This is a genomic window from Salinarchaeum laminariae (assembly GCF_023204835.1).
GTDB lineage: Archaea > Halobacteriota > Halobacteria > Halobacteriales > Salinarchaeaceae > Salinarchaeum > Salinarchaeum laminariae.
In genome coordinates, this window is record NZ_CP096270.1 from 2,717,887 (window position 1) to 2,732,557 (window position 14,671).

Annotated in this window: 17 protein-coding genes; 5 read left to right on the forward strand and 12 right to left on the reverse strand. The window is 66.1% G+C overall.

What is annotated here, in order from left to right; translation table 11 throughout:
* Positions 1 to 41: 41 nt before the first annotated feature.
* Genes MXF70_RS12970 through MXF70_RS12980 form a run of 3 tightly spaced genes read right to left on the reverse strand, consistent with a single transcriptional unit; the run spans position 42 to position 2,248 of the window.
* Positions 42 to 1,799, reverse strand: coding sequence for a bifunctional N(6)-L-threonylcarbamoyladenine synthase/serine/threonine protein kinase (locus MXF70_RS12970; protein ID WP_248516065.1), 1,758 nt, complete (start codon positions 1,797 to 1,799; stop codon positions 42 to 44).
* A gap of 3 nt (positions 1,800 to 1,802) precedes the next feature.
* The gene (locus MXF70_RS12975; protein WP_248516067.1) at positions 1,803 to 1,937 is read right to left on the reverse strand and encodes a 30S ribosomal protein S27ae; all 135 of its coding nucleotides are present in this window, start codon (positions 1,935 to 1,937) and stop codon (positions 1,803 to 1,805) included.
* Complete coding sequence (locus tag MXF70_RS12980; protein WP_248516068.1) at positions 1,934 to 2,248, reverse strand: 30S ribosomal protein S24e; 315 nt, start codon at positions 2,246 to 2,248, stop codon at positions 1,934 to 1,936. The genes MXF70_RS12975 and MXF70_RS12980 overlap by 4 nt, the downstream gene beginning before the upstream one ends.
* Before the next feature lie 258 nt (positions 2,249 to 2,506).
* On the opposite strand from MXF70_RS12980, the gene MXF70_RS12985 reads away from it, so the two are divergent.
* Positions 2,507 to 2,893 (forward strand): RidA family protein, encoded by a 387-nt coding sequence (locus MXF70_RS12985; protein ID WP_248516070.1) that lies wholly within the window; start codon positions 2,507 to 2,509, stop codon positions 2,891 to 2,893.
* 25 nt (positions 2,894 to 2,918) lie between these two features.
* On the opposite strand, the gene MXF70_RS12990 is transcribed toward MXF70_RS12985, so the two are convergent.
* The 5 genes from MXF70_RS12990 to MXF70_RS13010 are packed head-to-tail and all read right to left on the reverse strand — an operon-like array spanning position 2,919 to position 5,976.
* Positions 2,919 to 3,485 (reverse strand): GTP-dependent dephospho-CoA kinase family protein, encoded by a 567-nt coding sequence (locus MXF70_RS12990; RefSeq protein WP_248516071.1) that lies wholly within the window; start codon positions 3,483 to 3,485, stop codon positions 2,919 to 2,921.
* Between the two features lie 6 nt (positions 3,486 to 3,491).
* Positions 3,492 to 3,689 carry a transcription elongation factor subunit Spt4 gene (spt4, locus tag MXF70_RS12995; protein WP_248516073.1) on the reverse strand — a complete coding sequence of 66 codons (198 nt, stop codon included), beginning with the start codon at positions 3,687 to 3,689 and terminating at the stop codon, positions 3,492 to 3,494.
* On the reverse strand, positions 3,689 to 4,267 hold the full coding sequence (locus MXF70_RS13000; protein WP_248516074.1) for a DNA-directed RNA polymerase: 579 nt from the start codon (positions 4,265 to 4,267) through the stop codon (positions 3,689 to 3,691). The genes spt4 and MXF70_RS13000 overlap by 1 nt, the downstream gene beginning before the upstream one ends.
* 17 nt (positions 4,268 to 4,284) lie before the next feature.
* Positions 4,285 to 4,701: a type II toxin-antitoxin system VapC family toxin gene (locus MXF70_RS13005; protein WP_248516076.1), complete on the reverse strand. Its 417-nt coding sequence runs from the start codon at positions 4,699 to 4,701 to the stop codon at positions 4,285 to 4,287.
* A gap of 36 nt (positions 4,702 to 4,737) precedes the next feature.
* On the reverse strand, positions 4,738 to 5,976 hold the full coding sequence (locus tag MXF70_RS13010; RefSeq protein ID WP_248516077.1) for a translation initiation factor IF-2 subunit gamma: 1,239 nt from the start codon (positions 5,974 to 5,976) through the stop codon (positions 4,738 to 4,740).
* A gap of 212 nt (positions 5,977 to 6,188) precedes the next feature.
* On the opposite strand from MXF70_RS13010, the gene MXF70_RS13015 reads away from it, so the two are divergent.
* Positions 6,189 to 7,250, forward strand: coding sequence for a DUF5787 family protein (locus MXF70_RS13015; RefSeq protein WP_248516079.1), 1,062 nt, complete (start codon positions 6,189 to 6,191; stop codon positions 7,248 to 7,250).
* Between the two features lie 45 nt (positions 7,251 to 7,295).
* Here MXF70_RS13015 and MXF70_RS13020 read toward each other — a convergent pair whose 3' ends face one another.
* Together MXF70_RS13020 and MXF70_RS13025 are read right to left on the reverse strand one after the other, a co-directional pair.
* Positions 7,296 to 7,499, reverse strand: coding sequence for a hypothetical protein (locus MXF70_RS13020; protein WP_248516081.1), 204 nt, complete (start codon positions 7,497 to 7,499; stop codon positions 7,296 to 7,298).
* Between the two features lie 95 nt (positions 7,500 to 7,594).
* Positions 7,595 to 8,650, reverse strand: coding sequence for a phosphoribosylaminoimidazolesuccinocarboxamide synthase (locus MXF70_RS13025; protein ID WP_248516082.1), 1,056 nt, complete (start codon positions 8,648 to 8,650; stop codon positions 7,595 to 7,597).
* 342 nt (positions 8,651 to 8,992) lie between these two features.
* Here MXF70_RS13025 and cofH point away from each other — a divergent pair, with 342 nt between their 5' ends.
* The gene (cofH, locus tag MXF70_RS13030; protein WP_248516083.1) at positions 8,993 to 10,438 is read left to right on the forward strand and encodes a 7,8-didemethyl-8-hydroxy-5-deazariboflavin synthase subunit CofH; all 1,446 of its coding nucleotides are present in this window, start codon (positions 8,993 to 8,995) and stop codon (positions 10,436 to 10,438) included.
* A 194-nt stretch (positions 10,439 to 10,632) separates the two neighbouring features.
* Positions 10,633 to 11,526 (forward strand): cell division protein CdpA domain-containing protein, encoded by an 894-nt coding sequence (locus MXF70_RS13035; RefSeq protein WP_248516085.1) that lies wholly within the window; start codon positions 10,633 to 10,635, stop codon positions 11,524 to 11,526.
* A 160-nt stretch (positions 11,527 to 11,686) separates the two neighbouring features.
* On the opposite strand, the gene polX is transcribed toward MXF70_RS13035, so the two are convergent.
* Positions 11,687 to 13,561 carry a DNA polymerase/3'-5' exonuclease PolX gene (gene polX, locus MXF70_RS13040; protein WP_248516087.1) on the reverse strand — a complete coding sequence of 625 codons (1,875 nt, stop codon included), beginning with the start codon at positions 13,559 to 13,561 and terminating at the stop codon, positions 11,687 to 11,689.
* Positions 13,562 to 13,607: 46 nt separating this feature from the next.
* Entirely contained in the window at positions 13,608 to 14,051 is a 444-nt protein-coding gene (locus MXF70_RS13045) for a DUF5788 family protein (RefSeq protein WP_248516089.1), read from the reverse strand.
* A gap of 104 nt (positions 14,052 to 14,155) precedes the next feature.
* Here MXF70_RS13045 and MXF70_RS13050 point away from each other — a divergent pair, with 104 nt between their 5' ends.
* Positions 14,156 to 14,638, forward strand: a complete 483-nt coding sequence (locus tag MXF70_RS13050) for a DUF5518 domain-containing protein (RefSeq protein ID WP_248516090.1) — start codon at positions 14,156 to 14,158, stop codon at positions 14,636 to 14,638.
* Positions 14,639 to 14,671 lie beyond the last annotated feature (33 nt).

Consider the following 14,671-nt stretch of genomic DNA (forward strand, 5'->3'; position numbering starts at 1 on the left):
GGCGCCCCATGGCATAAAACTGTGAGGTACCGAGCAGCGCGTTACTGGTACCGACCCCGCCCCTCGATATCCCGTAGACGGTCGAGGACTGCGTCGTCGCCGATCGAAGCGTACCCGCTCTCGAATGCCCCCTGGAGTCCCTCCGGCTGTTCGGCGGTACCAGCGAGGGACTGCTCGAGCACGTGAAGATCCATCGCGTGGTCCTCGACGTGATCGCTGTCGTAGCCGAGACCGAAATCGATCAGCGCGACGTGACGGTCCGCAGGCGAGCCAGCCCCATCGGTGCCGAGGCCATCGATCACGCGGACGTTCCGGGTAGTGAGGTCGCCGTGGACGACGCCATCGGCGTGCAGGCGTGCGAGATGCTCGCCGACTGCCTCGAGGAGGTCGGGGTCGAGTGACGCCTGGAGATCACGGTCGCCGACGGCGGTGAGTTCGATCGTCGCGTCCCGCGAATCGACGTCGAGCACGACCGGCGCCGGGACGCCCAGCCGACGCGCTCGGGCAGTCAGTCTGGCCTCGCCCCGCGTGCGTTCCTCGCGAAGCCGGTCGTCGAGCGCCGGATGTCGGTACTCCTTGGGAACCCTGCGCTTCGTGACGCGGTCGTCGCCAACGTCGACGATCGCTTCGGCCCCCCGGCGAGTGGCCGAGGCCGATGGATCAATCACGCTCGACGGCTGGTCCGTTCGCCAGGTGACGGGGACGTCGTCGGGACGATAGTTCGGCCGCACGGCTGAGTCCTCGATCGGAGTGGTATCATCCGCCGCGAGCTGTTTCGCACCGGTCAGCGCGATCATCGCGGCGTTGTCGCCCAGGAATCGCGGTTCCGGTGCGTAGAACGATGCCCCGCGAGCGTTGCACATCTCCTGGAGCATCTCGCGGAGTCGCTCGTTGTTGCCCACGCCACCGCCGAGGACGAGTTCCTCGCTGCCCGTCAGCGCGAGCGCTCGCTCTGAGACCTCCGTGAGCATCCCGAAGATGGTTTCCTGGAGCGAGCAGGCGACGTCCTCGATCGGCGCGCCGTCGTCCAGTGCGTCCTGGGCAGCTGTCACGATTCCAGCGAAGGAGAAATCCATCCCTTTGACGACGTAGGGGAAATCGAGCAGTTCGCCGTCGGCAGCGAGCTCCTCGAGTTTGGGGCCGCCAGGATGTGAGAGCCCAGCGTGGCGGGCGACCTTGTCGAGCGAATTCCCGACGCCGGTGTCCATCGTCTCGCCCAGGACCCGATACCGACCACCGCCGGCCTCGCTCTCCCCGGCCGAGGAGGACGATTTCGCTCCTGTCGATCGGCCGGCGTGATAGCCCAGAACGTGGGCGTTCGCGCCGCTGGCGTTCAGACAGACCGGTGCGTCGAATCCCGATCGATGGCGGCCGATCTCGAGGTGGGCGAGCATGTGGTTGACGCCGATCAGCGGGACGTCGAGCGTGTCCGCGAGCGCGCGGGCCGCTGTGCCGGCGATTCGCAGACACGGGCCGAGACCGGGCCCCTGTGAGAACGCGACGGCGTCGATGGGCGGCTCGTCATCGGCGTGACCCGCAGTCGATCCGCTTCCCTCAGTAGCCGACTCTGACGCTGTGTCAGAATCTGACGCAGGAGCTGCCCGGTTGCGGGCCTCGGAGAGCATCTCCGCCACGACAGCTGGCACCGCGTCGGCCATGTGATCGGCGGACTCGCCCGGGTCGATGCCGCCGCTCTCTGGAACGTACGCGTCGGTGGTCAGGGAAAAGGAGTCGTCCTCGGTGTCGTACAGGGCAGCGCTAGCTGCCCACGCAGTCCCTTCGATACCGAGAACGCGCATCCCCTACTTCCACTCGGTGTAGCCGCACTTGCCGCAGTGGAGGCGGTCCTCGTGGTCGCCGAGGAACGTATCCTCACAGCGCGGGCACTGTTCGTTCTCGGTCGTGCCGTCGTCGGCGTAAATCTCGTGTCGGCTCATGCTTCCTCGGCCTCCTCGTCAGCGTCGGCCTCGACGCCGATCTTGTTGCGGTCGAGCATGTGATCCTGCTCGATGTCGGTCGCGTAGTCGGCGTCCTCGTAGACCTTCGCCGTGCCGATCGTCTCGCGCATGCCGAACTTCGTGTCGAGTTTGCGAACGACGACCTCCTCGGCGTCCTTGTTCAACATTGCAGCGAGGCTGTCGCGCACGGAGAGGCGCTCGGGCGTGTTCTCGTCGTGGCGAACGCGAAAGCGCACGTCGGTCCGATGCAACATGGGATTCTCGTCTTCTTCGATGATATCGACGTCCATGGCTCAGTTACGTGTATCTGGCCGCGAAACGCGTAAAAGGATTTCGAAGGGCCGTTTTTACCAGCGGGGGTCGGCTGGGCGTCCGTCGCCGACCCCGCACGACCGCTCCCGTGGTGGATTCTCCACTGAAGATGGGACCCGCCAACGGTCGCCGGCCAGCGTCACCCAACGCGGACGTTCGCGGAACCAGCCTACGTACCGAACTAACAGGGTCGTTCACCCAGCACATTTGTATCGCCGCTACGCACCGACTCGCACATGGACCGAACCGAGGTGTCAAGCGGCACGGAGTGGGAGGACGAGGTCGGGTACTCGCGAGCGGTTCGGGTCGGCGATCGAATCGAGGTCGCAGGAACGACCGCGACCGACGAACACGGTGACCCGGTCGCGCCGGGTCAGCCGTACGAACAGGCGAGCCACGCCTTCGATCTCGTGGAGGACGCGATCCGTGAGGCGGGCGGGGAGCCCGAGGACGTCGTACGCACGCGGCTGTTCGTCACCGACGCCGACGACTGGGAGCACGTTGGCCGAGCCCACGGCGAACACTTCGGCGACGCGAAGCCGGCGTCGACGCTCATCGAGGTGCAAGCGTTGATCGACCCGACGCTGGTCGTCGAGGTCGAAGCGACGGCGGTCGTCGAGTAATCGAAATCCCGCGTTTTTTGGACCGCTAGGCCTCCAACAGCGACAGCGCTCGGTCGAGGTCGCCATCGAAGACGGAGAGGAGATCCCGGAAGCGCTCGCGATGCTCCTCGGTGACGTCGACCGCGACCATTCCTTCGTCGGGCTGGCCGTAGACGACGGTCGCACCGAGTGGCGCGGCGAGGACGACCGGGACTGTCGCGAGGTCCTCTTCGCCATCGACGACGAGCGTCGTCGGTCCGTCGCGGTCGAGCGCAGCCGCGATCGTAGTCAGGAGATCCGCTGTGATGACGCCCGGAGGATTCGTAACAGCGACCTGGTTCGGGAAGGCATCCAGGCGGTCACGGACGGAGTCAGGAGCGGTTTCGCGCTTGGTTCGGCCGTCCACGAGCGCGAGCGCGGGCTGGTGGCCGGCCTCCTCGAAGTGGTAGGTCACGATGTCGCCGACGGTAACGAACGGGCCGTCGTGCTCGGCGCGGAGTGCAGAAACGTCGGTAAAAACGGGTCCGAACGGGTCTTTGAACTCGCCACGTGCGGCTTCGGGTAGCTCGAGGACGACGTCCGGCTCGTCCGTACCGTCGTCGGCCCCCGCCATGGGGCGTTATCGAACCTTCAGGGCGTACGCGCCCGGTTCGGTGACGCCCATCGCCTCTGCGATCTCGCTTTCCTCGGGATGGGCGACGATCACGTAGCCGGCCCAGTCCTCGGTGAGCGACGAGGAGCCACACGTCGGGCAGGCGTCCACGTCAGGGTCCACGACGCTGTGGCACTCCCGGCAGACGAGGCGATCGTCGGCCATTACTGCTCACCCGCCGCGACGTCGGCGTCGTCGGTCTGGCGCTCGGCCTCGAGCCAGCCGTGCTTGCCGAGGCCGGGCTGCTTGGCGGTCAAGCCGATCTTCGAGTCACGCGGATTCCGCTCGTCGATGGACTTCGTGACGATCCGTGCGCGGACGGCGTCGCCCTCGGCGAGCACGCGATTGGACTCGTTGGAGGCGAGCTGTCGGTTCTCGCCGTCGAAGGCGAGGTACTCATCGGAGATTTGAGAGACGTGGAGCAGCCCGTCGACGGGGCCGATGCCGACGAAGGCACCGAACTCGACGACCTCCACGACGTTGCCGTCGACGACCTCCTGCATCTGCGGATCGAACGTGACAGCGTCGAACTCCGCGGTGTAGTAGACGCCGGGGCGGTTCGGGAGTACGCGGCCCTCGCCGACGTCGTGGACTTCCGTGACGGAGACGACGGAGCCCAGATCCTCGTCGACGAGTCCCTCGAGCTTGTCCTGAAGCAGTCGCTTGACGAGCTCGGGCGTGACGTTCGCGAGCTCCTCGGGCGGTACCTCGACCGTGTCGGTGACTCTGACCCGTTTGTACATTGGTAGATGAGTGGCAGCTACGGTTCGGTTATAGCCAATTTATCGGTCCCCCGTAAACTAAGTACCGAAACGCCCGCGTCGAGGACCCGGTCGCGGAGCGGTAGATCGTTCGTCACGACGAAGTCGGCGGTTCCCTCGCGAGCGAGTTCCACGATCGCGTCGTCGGCGCCGGTCACTTCGGTGTCGACCGGCATACAGCGCTCCGTTGCGAGGTCGTGCCCGACGCTCGCCGCGATGGCTTCTTCGCCGCTACCTGCCTCGGAGAGGCGACGAAGTTCTTCGAGGACGGCCTGCGGGACGAGTGGCTCGAACCCGGCTTGCCCGCCGTCAGCACTCGCGCCACCGAGGACGCGGTCGAGTTCCTCGAACAGCCGTACGTCGAGTTCGACGGGCATCATGAGCGCGTTCGTGTCGATCGCGACGGTCCTGGTCATGCTCAGAAATCGATGCAGTCGGTCTGGATGCGGGGATTAGTCCGTGAGCGTGCCGATCCCGATGAGTCGCCAGCGGGAGCCGACCCGACGGTTGATCGCGATCGTCGCTCCCGGCTCGGCGCACACTGGGCGCTGCAGGGCGACCTCAGCCTCGTCGCCGCGGGCGCTGGTCACCGAACCGACGGTCGTCGCCGTGCCGACGGTCATCATCAGCGGCTCGCCAGTGGTGATCTCGTCGACCTCCTCGTCGTCCATATCGCCGACGACGCGGTCGAGCAGATCGACGGACATCGTGAACTGCTCCCAGGTCGGGGGCAGTTCGCCCTCGTGGCCAGCGACCTGTCCCGCGAGCGCGTCGCCCTTGGTCAGGCTGGGATCGAGCCCGGTGCCGACGCCGAGCAGCCCGCCCGGCGTCGCCTCGTCGACGGGGGTGCCGCCGGCCTGGATCGAGCGCACGGTGGTCGTGATCGGCTCGTAGCGCGTCTCGCCACCCTCCTCGACCTCGCGGCCGGGGCGGACTTCGATCTCGTCGTCGACGGTGAGCGTCCCCTCGACGAGACTCCCGCCTAGAACGCCACCGAGGAGGTCCTCCCAGGTGGTACCCGGCCGGTTGATGTCGAAGCTCCGCGCGATCTGCATCCGCGGGTTGGCGTCGGAGTCGCGTTCAGGCGTCGGGATCTCCTCCTCGATCGCCTCGATGAGGAGGTCCATGTTCACGCCCTGTTGGGCGGAGACGGGGACGATCGGTGCGCCCTCCGCGACGGTGCCAGCGACGAACTCCTCGATCGCCTCGTGATTTGCGACCGCCTGCTCGCGGTCGACGAGGTCGATCTTGTTCTGGGCGATCACGAGGTTGTCCAGCCCCATGATATCCAGCGCCATGAGGTGCTCCTCGGTCTGGGGCTGGGGGACATCCTCCGTTGCGGAGACGACCAGCACAGCGCCGTCCATGATCGCCGCACCGGAGAGCATCGTCGCCATCAGGGTCTCGTGGCCGGGCGCGTCGACGAACGAAACCGTCCGAAGTACGTCGGTTTCGACGTCGTGTTCGCCACAGTCTTCGGCGACCGTGTACGACGCCGTGCCCTCGCAGTCGGGGCACTGACGGAACGTCGTATCGGCGTAGCCGAGACGGATCGAGATCCCTCGCTTCATCTCCTCGGAGTGCTGGTCGGTCCACTCTCCAGAGAGGGCCTGGACCAGGGTGGTCTTCCCGTGATCCACGTGTCCGACCAGCCCGATGTTCACCTCCGGACGTCGGTTGCTACCTGCCATATGAGCGAGTAATCGTGTGCAATCTTCGATCCGTCCGATTCATAAAGGTGCTGTTCTGGCCACGGGCCTGCGTGCGGATAGCGCGGTCGCCGATGCGAGCCGATGTGAGTTCGTCGTGTTCCTCGACAGTGAGTCCGTCGTGTTCCTCGACAACGACGAGTACTACCGCTGCACACAACGTGCTTATCTTCCACCGAACCCGAACCGCGGCCGTGCGCGAGTTTGGGTTCGAACTGTCGCTGTGTGCCGTCCTCGAAGCGGCGGGCGAACCGATGGCCAGGGGGCACAGCGAGGTCGAAGCTACCCCCAACGGCCGTAGCGAGGCCGACGCAACCCCCAGCGACGGGAGCGAGACGACCCCAATCGTCGCGAGACAGCTCGGTGGCGGCGTTGCCCGTCCAGGCGGACGCGTCCTCGATACAGTGCTCGTCGAACCAGGTCCCACGTTCGACGAACGGGCCACAATTACGTCCGATCGGATTCCTCAGGTCGTCATCGACGCAGATCTCGGTCCGGGTCGCGCCAGGCGAGTGACCGACGCACTGGACTGTCGCCCGGATCGGGCTCGGTCGATCGCGGAACACGCCGCCGAGATCGGCGTGCTGGAGCTCGAACGACGGTCGGGCCACCTCCACGCCAGACAGACGGCGCGGTACCCCGCCGACTGGTTCGGCGAGATCGTCGGTATCGAGAACAAACCCGATCTCGGGACGCCCGGCGCGCTGGAGACCCAGCTCCGAACGGACGCGAGCCTCGGGCTCGTAGACCGGATCGTCCTGGCTACGGAGAGCTACGTGACCGGTGCCCACCGGAACCGGATCCCCGACGAGGTCGGTATCTGGCGGTTCGATCCCGACGATGGCGAGCTGACGGTCATACGAGACGCCGAGCATCTGGCGGTGGCAGACTCCGGCGTGGAGATTCTCGATCGCCAGCCGGGGAGAGCCGACGTCGCGATCGCCTCTCCCGCAGACAAACGACGGGCTCGACGCCGCATCGCAGAGCGAGCCTACGGCAAGGGCTGGCGAACGTTCTCGTTCCCTAACTGCGGGGAAATCGAACCGCGCAGCGAGCACGACGACGTGCAACTCCCCTGGTGTGCCTGGAAGAACCGACTCGTCGACCCCGCCAGCGAGTGTGGCCCGGACTGTCCGGGGTTCGACCCTGGCGATCCACCGGCAGTCGATCCAGCGGCCGACCGTGCTGCTGCGTCACCCTGGGTCGCCGATCCCGACGGCCACAAGCGCGACCAGGTGGGACTCGATCGCTACTGACCGCAGGACGAGCCTCGAATAAGATTCGTTTCCCGTCGGTGCCGTTCAGTTCGTCTCCTCCTCGCCCTCTCGTTCGTAATCTTCGCGAAACCGATAGGCGATGAGGACGACGGCAAGCATTCCGAGTGCGAGCGCCCCGACCGCGATCACCTGGTCGTCGAAGTTCTGCCCCTGAGAGATCAGAAGATAGCTCACGCCAGCGAAACTGAGGAGGACGACGAATCGGCTCAGATCGTTGAGGGCACCCATCGAGAGAAGCTACGGGCCCGAGCTACTTCGAGTTGCTGAGTGTCGAGGCTATCCTCACGTGATCTAAAAGGCTACCAATAGCAGCAGATCGAGGGTCAGAGTTCCCGGATCGCAGCAATGGCGTCGTCGATCGACGGTGCGTCGAAGCGATCCTCTCCGACGTACGCGTTCGTCCCCGCTGCGTACATGTTCCGGGCAGTTTGGAGGACCTCGGGATCGAGTGGCGCGGGTCGTTCCTCGCACAGTCCCTTCCAGTCGGCGACGCCCTCCGTCTTGGCCTGGGTCTTCGCGTCGTCGACCGCCGCGACCCACTCCGGCTGGGTGCGCTTGTGATACTGGCGGAGTACCTCCTTCGAGAGCTGCTGGCCGTCGTAGGCGAATCGGTTCTCGTCGAACGTGCCGACGACGTCGGCGACGAGGAGATCGCCCTGGTGGTAGACGACCTCGATCTTCCCGTCTTCGTGGGTGAATCCCTGCTCCGCGGCGTGGTCGGTGACGATCCGGTTCACGTCGCGGGCGAGCGTCTCGAGTGCCGAGATGGACGCGGAGCCCGAGATCTCATCAGCCTCCTCGCGATCGAGATACCGATCTGACTCCTCGTACTTCGTCGAGAACTCGACGATCGGCTCCGCGAGGTCGATCGGTTCGTCCGGCCAGCCCGTTCCAGCGAGATTCTCGAGACCGTGGTCGGCGGGATCGGTGCGAGAGCGGAGGCTCGACCCGATCGGCACCGAGTTCCGGAAGACGATCTCGAGGGGGACGACGTAGTTCTCGGCGGCTGCGTCGTGGTAGGCGTCGTAGTCGTAGATCCGGCCGTCCCGTGGGAGGTCCGGGATCTGCGAGAGCGCGATCGCCATCTCGCGGGGAGCACCCTCGATTTCGGAGAGCCGAGCGGGTTCGTTCGAAGCCGTGTCCTCACCGGCCTTGTTCTCCGGAACGACGCCGCGGTAGTGGGTGCCGACGCCCTCGTCTTCCAGCAGTTCGAAGTTGAAGGCGCCCATCGTGCACAGCGATGCGCCCTTGTCCGGAATCGGGTCGGGCATCTTCCCCCAGTCGAACACGGAGTAGTCGTCGGTGAAGTAGAAGGCTCCCCGGCCGAGTGCCTTCGCAGTAGCGTCCTCCTCGATGCGGAACTCCTTGACGCTCGTCATGGTCGAACGGTTCCCGCCCGCTACAATAAGGGTTGCACTCGGCGGTGGAGAGCTCGGCTGGCTACCCTGGTCGGTGAGAAGTGGTCGATTGCGAAATCCGACGAATCGAATTTCCGCGGTGATCGCAGGACAGCGGTCGGGTGAAGCGTCGCACGCCGCCTGTAGCAATTTTTCGATTTCAGCAGAATATGTTCAGAAGAGGCAATACCATCGTCAGCCAGCTACGCTGGCGCCAATCCCGGCAGAATGAGCCGCAATGCCGGTTCTCCCGCGTCCGTGCAGCCGGCGCGCACTGCCGGAACCACCCTTGTTTTACCCCTCGGGATTTGTGATGGTAGCATAATGGGCGACGGATTCACCTGCGGCGTCGACGTCCCCGAGGAGGGCGTATCCGTCGACTTCGATCACCTCCCCTGCACGGACCAGTCCTTCGAGAACGCCCTCGAGCGAGCCCGAAACGGCGATCGGCTCTCCGTCGACGACGGCGTGGAACTCATCACCACCGGGACCGACGAGCCCGGAATCGACCCCGAGCGCAAGGAGCGCGTGCTGGAGATCGCGGACCGCCGCCGCGCCGAAGAAGTCGGCGAGGAGGTCACGTTCGTGGCGAACGTCAACAACAACGTCACGACGGCCTGCAACACCGGCTGCCTGTTCTGTAACTTCAAAGACCGCTCACAGAAGTTCCGAACCGAGTACCAGGGCGACCACGGCGGGTTCACGAAGACGCCCGCGGAGTCCCGGGCTGTCGTCGAGGACGCCCTCGATCTCGGCATCTACGAAGTCACCTCAGTCTCCGGACTCCACCCCGCGTTCGCCCTCGACGACGAACACCGGGAGGTCCTCGAGGCGAAAGACGACCCGACGATGGTCAACTACCGACCGCCGTCGGAGTACGACACCTCCCCCGGCACCTACGTCGATCAGATTTCCGCGATGAGCGTCGACGACGTCCACGTTCACTCGATGACGCCCGAGGAGGCCTACCACGCCCAGCGCGGTGCCGACTGGGACTACGAGGAGGTCTACGGCCGCCTCAAGGACGCCGGCCTCGATTCCGTGCCCGGTACCGCCGCCGAGATCCTCGTCGACGAGGTGCGCAACGTCATCTGCCCCGGAAAAATCGACACCGAGGAGTGGATGGAGGCGATGCACGCTGCAGCATCCGTCGGCCTCGACACCACCGCGACGATCATGTACGGCCACGTCGAGAACGCGAAGCACCGCGTGCTCCACCTCAAACGAATTCGCGACCTCCAGGAGTGCACCGGCGCAATCACGGAGTTCGTTCCCCTCTCCTTCGTCCACGAGGAGACGCCGCTGTTCGAACGGGGCTACCTCGACGGGGGCGCCAGCACCGACCAGGACGAGCTGATGATCGCGGTCTCGCGACTGTTCCTCGACAACGTCGAACACATCCAGTCTTCCTGGGTGAAGTACGGCGACAGCCAGGGGTTGAAGATGCTCAACTGCGGCGCCGACGACTTCATGGGGACCATCCTATCCGAGGAGATCACCAAACGCGCCGGTGGAGATTTCGGCGAGTTCCGGTCCTTCCAGGAGTACGTCGACATGGTCACTGCGATCGGCCGGACGCCGGTGGAACGCTCGACGGACTACCGCCAGCGTCGCCGGATCGATCCCGACGCTGACGTGATCGGCCCGACGCTCGGTCCGCGGGCCGACGGCACGCCGATGGTCGATCGCTCCAGTGCGAGCGGCCAGTCGAGTGGCGAATCGGCGGAATCGACTGCTGCACCCGCCGCCGATCGCACCAGCACCGACTGATCGATCGACACGCCGACCGCTGACGTATTGCGTTCCTTCTCTGCCAACTCTATCGCCGCCACTCGGCGGCTGCCCGATCGGGTGCCGTCTCCACCGACACCACCACCGACGCTCACCGCCGACGTTCCCTGCGCCCGCGTGCATGACGCGCGTCTGACGGGTGCTTTTGGTGACCCGTACCGTACCCGCAGTGTATGACCGGTCTCGCTGACGCCTACACCGACGACGTCGGGGCGCTCCAGAGCGACACCCGGCTCAAGGCCGGTGTCGCCCTCCTCGGGGCGGGAATCGTGCTGAGCCTGCTCGCGCTCGTCGTCGCGATGGCCAATCCGACCGAGTGGGGTGCCCGCCGGCTCGCTGGCGTGCTCGGTGGGCTCGCGGCGCCCGCACTCGCCGGCGGTGTCGTGGTCATCCTGCCGGCGAGCCCACGGCTCCGGGCTGCCGCAGCGATCGGCGCGAGTCTCACCGTGCTCGGCGTCGCGAGTTTCTGGCGAGCCTACCCGGACCACTGGCTCGGCCACGGCAATCAGCTGACCCCCTACGTCACCGGGATCTACTTCGTCGGCATGCTGACGATCGCCCTCTGTCTGTTCGCCGGGATCGCGACGTTCAAACGCCGTAACGATCCGGGCGGCACGGTCTCGCTGCGCGTCGGCGAAGGCAAGACGAAGTACGTCGAGGTCGAGAAAGACGACGGTGGCTCGCTCGGCGGTGGGGTCGGCCTCCTCGGCAACACCCCAGATGGCTCCGTCGAGACCCAGACCAACCGACCCTCGGAGCAGAACGGATCCGATCAGTCCGGAACGGCTGGCCGCTCGGCGACGAGTTCCTCTCCCTCGACGCCAGCGGCCGGCTTCGGAACCGCGAGCGACGGCGGCGCCGCCGCGGAAACGCTCCAATCGCCCACGCCGACGGACACCGGTGGACAGCGCACCGACACGGACCTCACCGACAAATACTGCGGCAATTGCGAGCACTTCGAGTACGTCCGAACCGACCAGGGGATGACGCCCTACTGCGGTCACCGTTCGGAGTACATGGACGACGTCGAAGCGTGTGAGGACTGGTCGCCGAACGCCGGTCGGTAACCATCCGCTGCCACCACCTCACCCTCTTCATCTCGTTTCTCAGTCCCACTACCGGACGGTCTCGATGCGCACTGGAACCGGACTGAGCGCCTCGAATTGCGAGAGTTGAGAGAGTTGACTCGGAAGGGACAGGCAGACAGTCGACGGCCCGACCAGCAGCTTACTCCAGGAACGCCCGAACGTCTTCGAGGTCCCACGCGTTGAGTACGTCGTCGGCCTCGGCCCACCCACGTCGAGCAGTGTGGACGCCGTACCGGATGTGACCGAACTCAGGGGTAGCGTGGGCGTCGGTGTCGATCGCGATCGTCGCGCCCGCGTCGATAGCGACCTGGACTGCTTCGCCCCAGAGATCGAGCCGGGCAGGATTGGCGTTGATTTCGAGAGCGACGTCGTTCTCGGCCGCTGCTTCGCCGATCCTCTTCGCATCGAACTCCATCCCCGAGCGTTCGTTCAGCAGCCGGCCGCTGGGGTGACCCAGAATGTCGACGTATGGATGCTCGATCGCACTCACGAGCCGATCGGTCGCCTCGCCATCGAGGCCGCTATGAGGCGATGCGACCACCACGTCGAGGTCGGCGAGGACGTCGTCGGGCGTCGAGAGATCGCCGTCGACGTCTATGTTGGCTTCGACGCCGTGGAACACCTCGATCTCCGCCTCGTCTGCGACGGCGGCGACTGCGTCGGCCTGCTCGCGGAGCGACTCGTCGTCCAGCCCCATTCCAGCGACGACGCCCGGCCCCTCGGCGTGGTCGGTGATCGCGACGTACTCGTGGCCGAACTCGGCCGCGCCCGCGACGATGGACTCGATCGTCTCCCGGCCGTCGGACCACTCGGAGTGAACGTGGAGATCGCCGCGAACGTCGCCCTCCTCGATGAGATCGGGGAGCGTGCCCGACGCGGCGGCCTCGATCTCGCCGCGGCCCTCGCGGAGCTCGGGCGGCATCCAGGGCAGGTCGAGCGCTTCGTACATCGACGCCTCGGTATCGCCGGCGATCCGCTCGCCAGCGTCCGCGCCGTCGCCGGGCTCGACGTCCGGATCGGAAACGTCGAAGGCACCGTACTCGTTGAGCGAGACGTCGCGGTCGAGCGCGTAGTTCCGGAGCTGGACGTTGTGTTCCTTGCTGCCCGTGAAATACTGGAGCGCGGCGCCGAACTGGTCGGGGCGGACGACACGGAGGTCGGCCTGCTGGCCATCGATCCTGACGCTCGCCTTCGTGGTGCCGGCCTGCAGCTCCTCGTCCGCGAGGTCGAGAAATGCGTCGACGGCCTGCTCTGCGTCGTCGAGATCCGTCGCCACGAGCACATCCACGTCGCCGATCGTGGGGAGCCAGCGACGGATCGACCCCGCGACCTCGGCGTGCTGGACGACGGACACCTCGCGCATCTGCGCGAGGAGGTCGTCGGCCACGGGCCGTGCGTCGCCGAGCCGTTCGCGACCACGCGCTTCCTTCGCGAAGGCGATATTGTCGAGGATGTTCTGCTCGGTCTTCGCACCGAATCCGGAGACCTCCTGAATCTCGCCGGCCTCCGCCGCGGCTTCGAGATCGGCGAGCGTCCGCACGCCCAGTTCGCGATAGAGCGTGCCGACGGTCTTTGGACCCACGCCCTCGACGGCGGTCAGATCCGCCATGTCGACCGGCAGTTCTTCGCGGAGCTCCTCGAGTTCCTGGATACGGCCGTCGGTGACGTAGGAGACGATCTTGCTCGCGATCGCGTCACCGACCCGATCGATGTCTTCGACTGCGTCGGGATCGTTCGCGGCGAGCGCGGCAACCGATCCGGGGTAGTCACGCACGTTCTCGGCCGCGCGTCGGTACGCGCTCGGTTTGTACGCGACGTCCTGCGCCTCGAGGCGATCGGCGAACTCCTCGAAGCGATCCGCGATCTCGTCGTTCGTGATCCCGGTTGGATCGACGTCCGGTGCAGCGTCGTCGCCGGTGTTGTGGTCGCCGGTGTCGCCGCCGTCGGTGTCCTTGGCCGTGTCGTCGGTAGCATCGCCGTTCTCGCCGGCGTCTTCTGCAGTATCTTCGCTCATGGGTCGTGGATAGGTGTGATCGACTCTCGGTGTCCGGTCTGCCAGTTCACGGTCCGGCTCGCCCCCGCGCCTCGTCCTCGTCGCGACCGAGCGCCTGTTTCAGGAAGGAAACCCAGCGCTTCTGATCGGCCGCTTCCTTGCGTTCGCGCTCGCCCTCGAGATCCGTTGGCCCGAGCGATTCGAGTGCGTTCAGCGCCCGGTCGATCCCGACGATGGCGTTCGCGAGGTCTTCGCCCTCGGCCTTCGAGATGTCGCCGTCCTCCAGTCGGTCGAGGCGCTCGGTGCGCTCCCGGCGAAGGTTGCGCTTGGCTCGGTCGACCCGCTCGCGCTCGCCCGCTGGGACCGTGTCGCGACGCGAGATCTCCATGACGAACTCGCGGAGGTCTACGGGCTCCCCCTGGACGTCGACCGTCTCGGGGATCGAGACGCCGATAGTCGCGCCGTCGCGCTCGACGCTGGCGAGGAGCTGCTTGCGCTCGTACGGCTTCACGGGCGTCACTGGGACAGCCAGCGGCAAAAGTCCGCGGGGATTGGTGGTCTGCGAGATGCACGCTTCGTTAGTTTGAACAACGTGTCGGCGGAACAATCCGTTCAATGGCGGAAACGCTCGGCGGACCCCGCACGACGATCCGGGATGCGCGCCGCGAGGTCGGGTTCGGGACGGCCGTGATCGTCGGTACGATCGTCGTCGGTCTGATCGCTCTCTTCCAGAGCGACCTGACCGGCGCGACGAGAAGCTACGAGTTCGGATCAGCGACGATCCTCGGCGGCGCTATCTCCGGTACCATCTACGGAGGTCCGCGGCAAACCGCCGCAAAAGCCGGTGCGCTGGCCGGCGGGCTTCCCGTGCTCGTATCGACTACGGCGTTCTACGCTCGCGGTATCGTGCCCGGAACCGTCGGTGGCTCCCCGGGCCTGTATCTGGTCGTGTTGCCGTTCTTCGTCTTCATTTTCACACTCCTGAACGCGGTTGCCGCCGCGTTTGGCGGTTTCGCGGCCTACGTCGCCCACTGGCTCGTCGAGGCGGTACTCGAATCGAACCGCTCCGAGGCCCGTCCGACGGTCAAATCGCCCTGACGCTATCCTCCCGCAACCACGAGCCGGCCGTCG

What these genes read in the sequence shown, in the direction of transcription:
- MXF70_RS13050 (WP_248516090.1), top strand. Translation starts at nt 14,156, where the DNA reads ATGGCGGAAACGCTCGGCGGACCCCGCACGACGATCCGGGATGCGCGC.
- MXF70_RS12985 (WP_248516070.1), top strand. Translation starts at nt 2,507, where the DNA reads ATGGACCGAACCGAGGTGTCAAGCGGCACGGAGTGGGAGGACGAGGTC.
- MXF70_RS13025 (WP_248516082.1), bottom strand. Translation starts at nt 8,650, where the DNA reads ATGACGAGCGTCAAGGAGTTCCGCATCGAGGAGGACGCTACTGCGAAG.
- polX (WP_248516087.1), bottom strand. Translation starts at nt 13,561, where the DNA reads ATGAGCGAAGATACTGCAGAAGACGCCGGCGAGAACGGCGATGCTACC.
- cofH (WP_248516083.1), top strand. Translation starts at nt 8,993, where the DNA reads ATGGGCGACGGATTCACCTGCGGCGTCGACGTCCCCGAGGAGGGCGTA.
- spt4 (WP_248516073.1), bottom strand. Translation starts at nt 3,689, where the DNA reads ATGGCCGACGATCGCCTCGTCTGCCGGGAGTGCCACAGCGTCGTGGAC.
- MXF70_RS12990 (WP_248516071.1), bottom strand. Translation starts at nt 3,485, where the DNA reads ATGGCGGGGGCCGACGACGGTACGGACGAGCCGGACGTCGTCCTCGAG.
- MXF70_RS13005 (WP_248516076.1), bottom strand. Translation starts at nt 4,701, where the DNA reads ATGACCAGGACCGTCGCGATCGACACGAACGCGCTCATGATGCCCGTC.
- MXF70_RS12980 (WP_248516068.1), bottom strand. Translation starts at nt 2,248, where the DNA reads ATGGACGTCGATATCATCGAAGAAGACGAGAATCCCATGTTGCATCGG.
- MXF70_RS13010 (WP_248516077.1), bottom strand. Translation starts at nt 5,976, where the DNA reads ATGGCAGGTAGCAACCGACGTCCGGAGGTGAACATCGGGCTGGTCGGA.
- MXF70_RS13020 (WP_248516081.1), bottom strand. Translation starts at nt 7,499, where the DNA reads ATGGGTGCCCTCAACGATCTGAGCCGATTCGTCGTCCTCCTCAGTTTC.
- MXF70_RS12970 (WP_248516065.1), bottom strand. Translation starts at nt 1,799, where the DNA reads ATGCGCGTTCTCGGTATCGAAGGGACTGCGTGGGCAGCTAGCGCTGCC.
- MXF70_RS13035 (WP_248516085.1), top strand. Translation starts at nt 10,633, where the DNA reads ATGACCGGTCTCGCTGACGCCTACACCGACGACGTCGGGGCGCTCCAG.
- MXF70_RS12975 (WP_248516067.1), bottom strand. Translation starts at nt 1,937, where the DNA reads ATGAGCCGACACGAGATTTACGCCGACGACGGCACGACCGAGAACGAA.
- MXF70_RS13000 (WP_248516074.1), bottom strand. Translation starts at nt 4,267, where the DNA reads ATGTACAAACGGGTCAGAGTCACCGACACGGTCGAGGTACCGCCCGAG.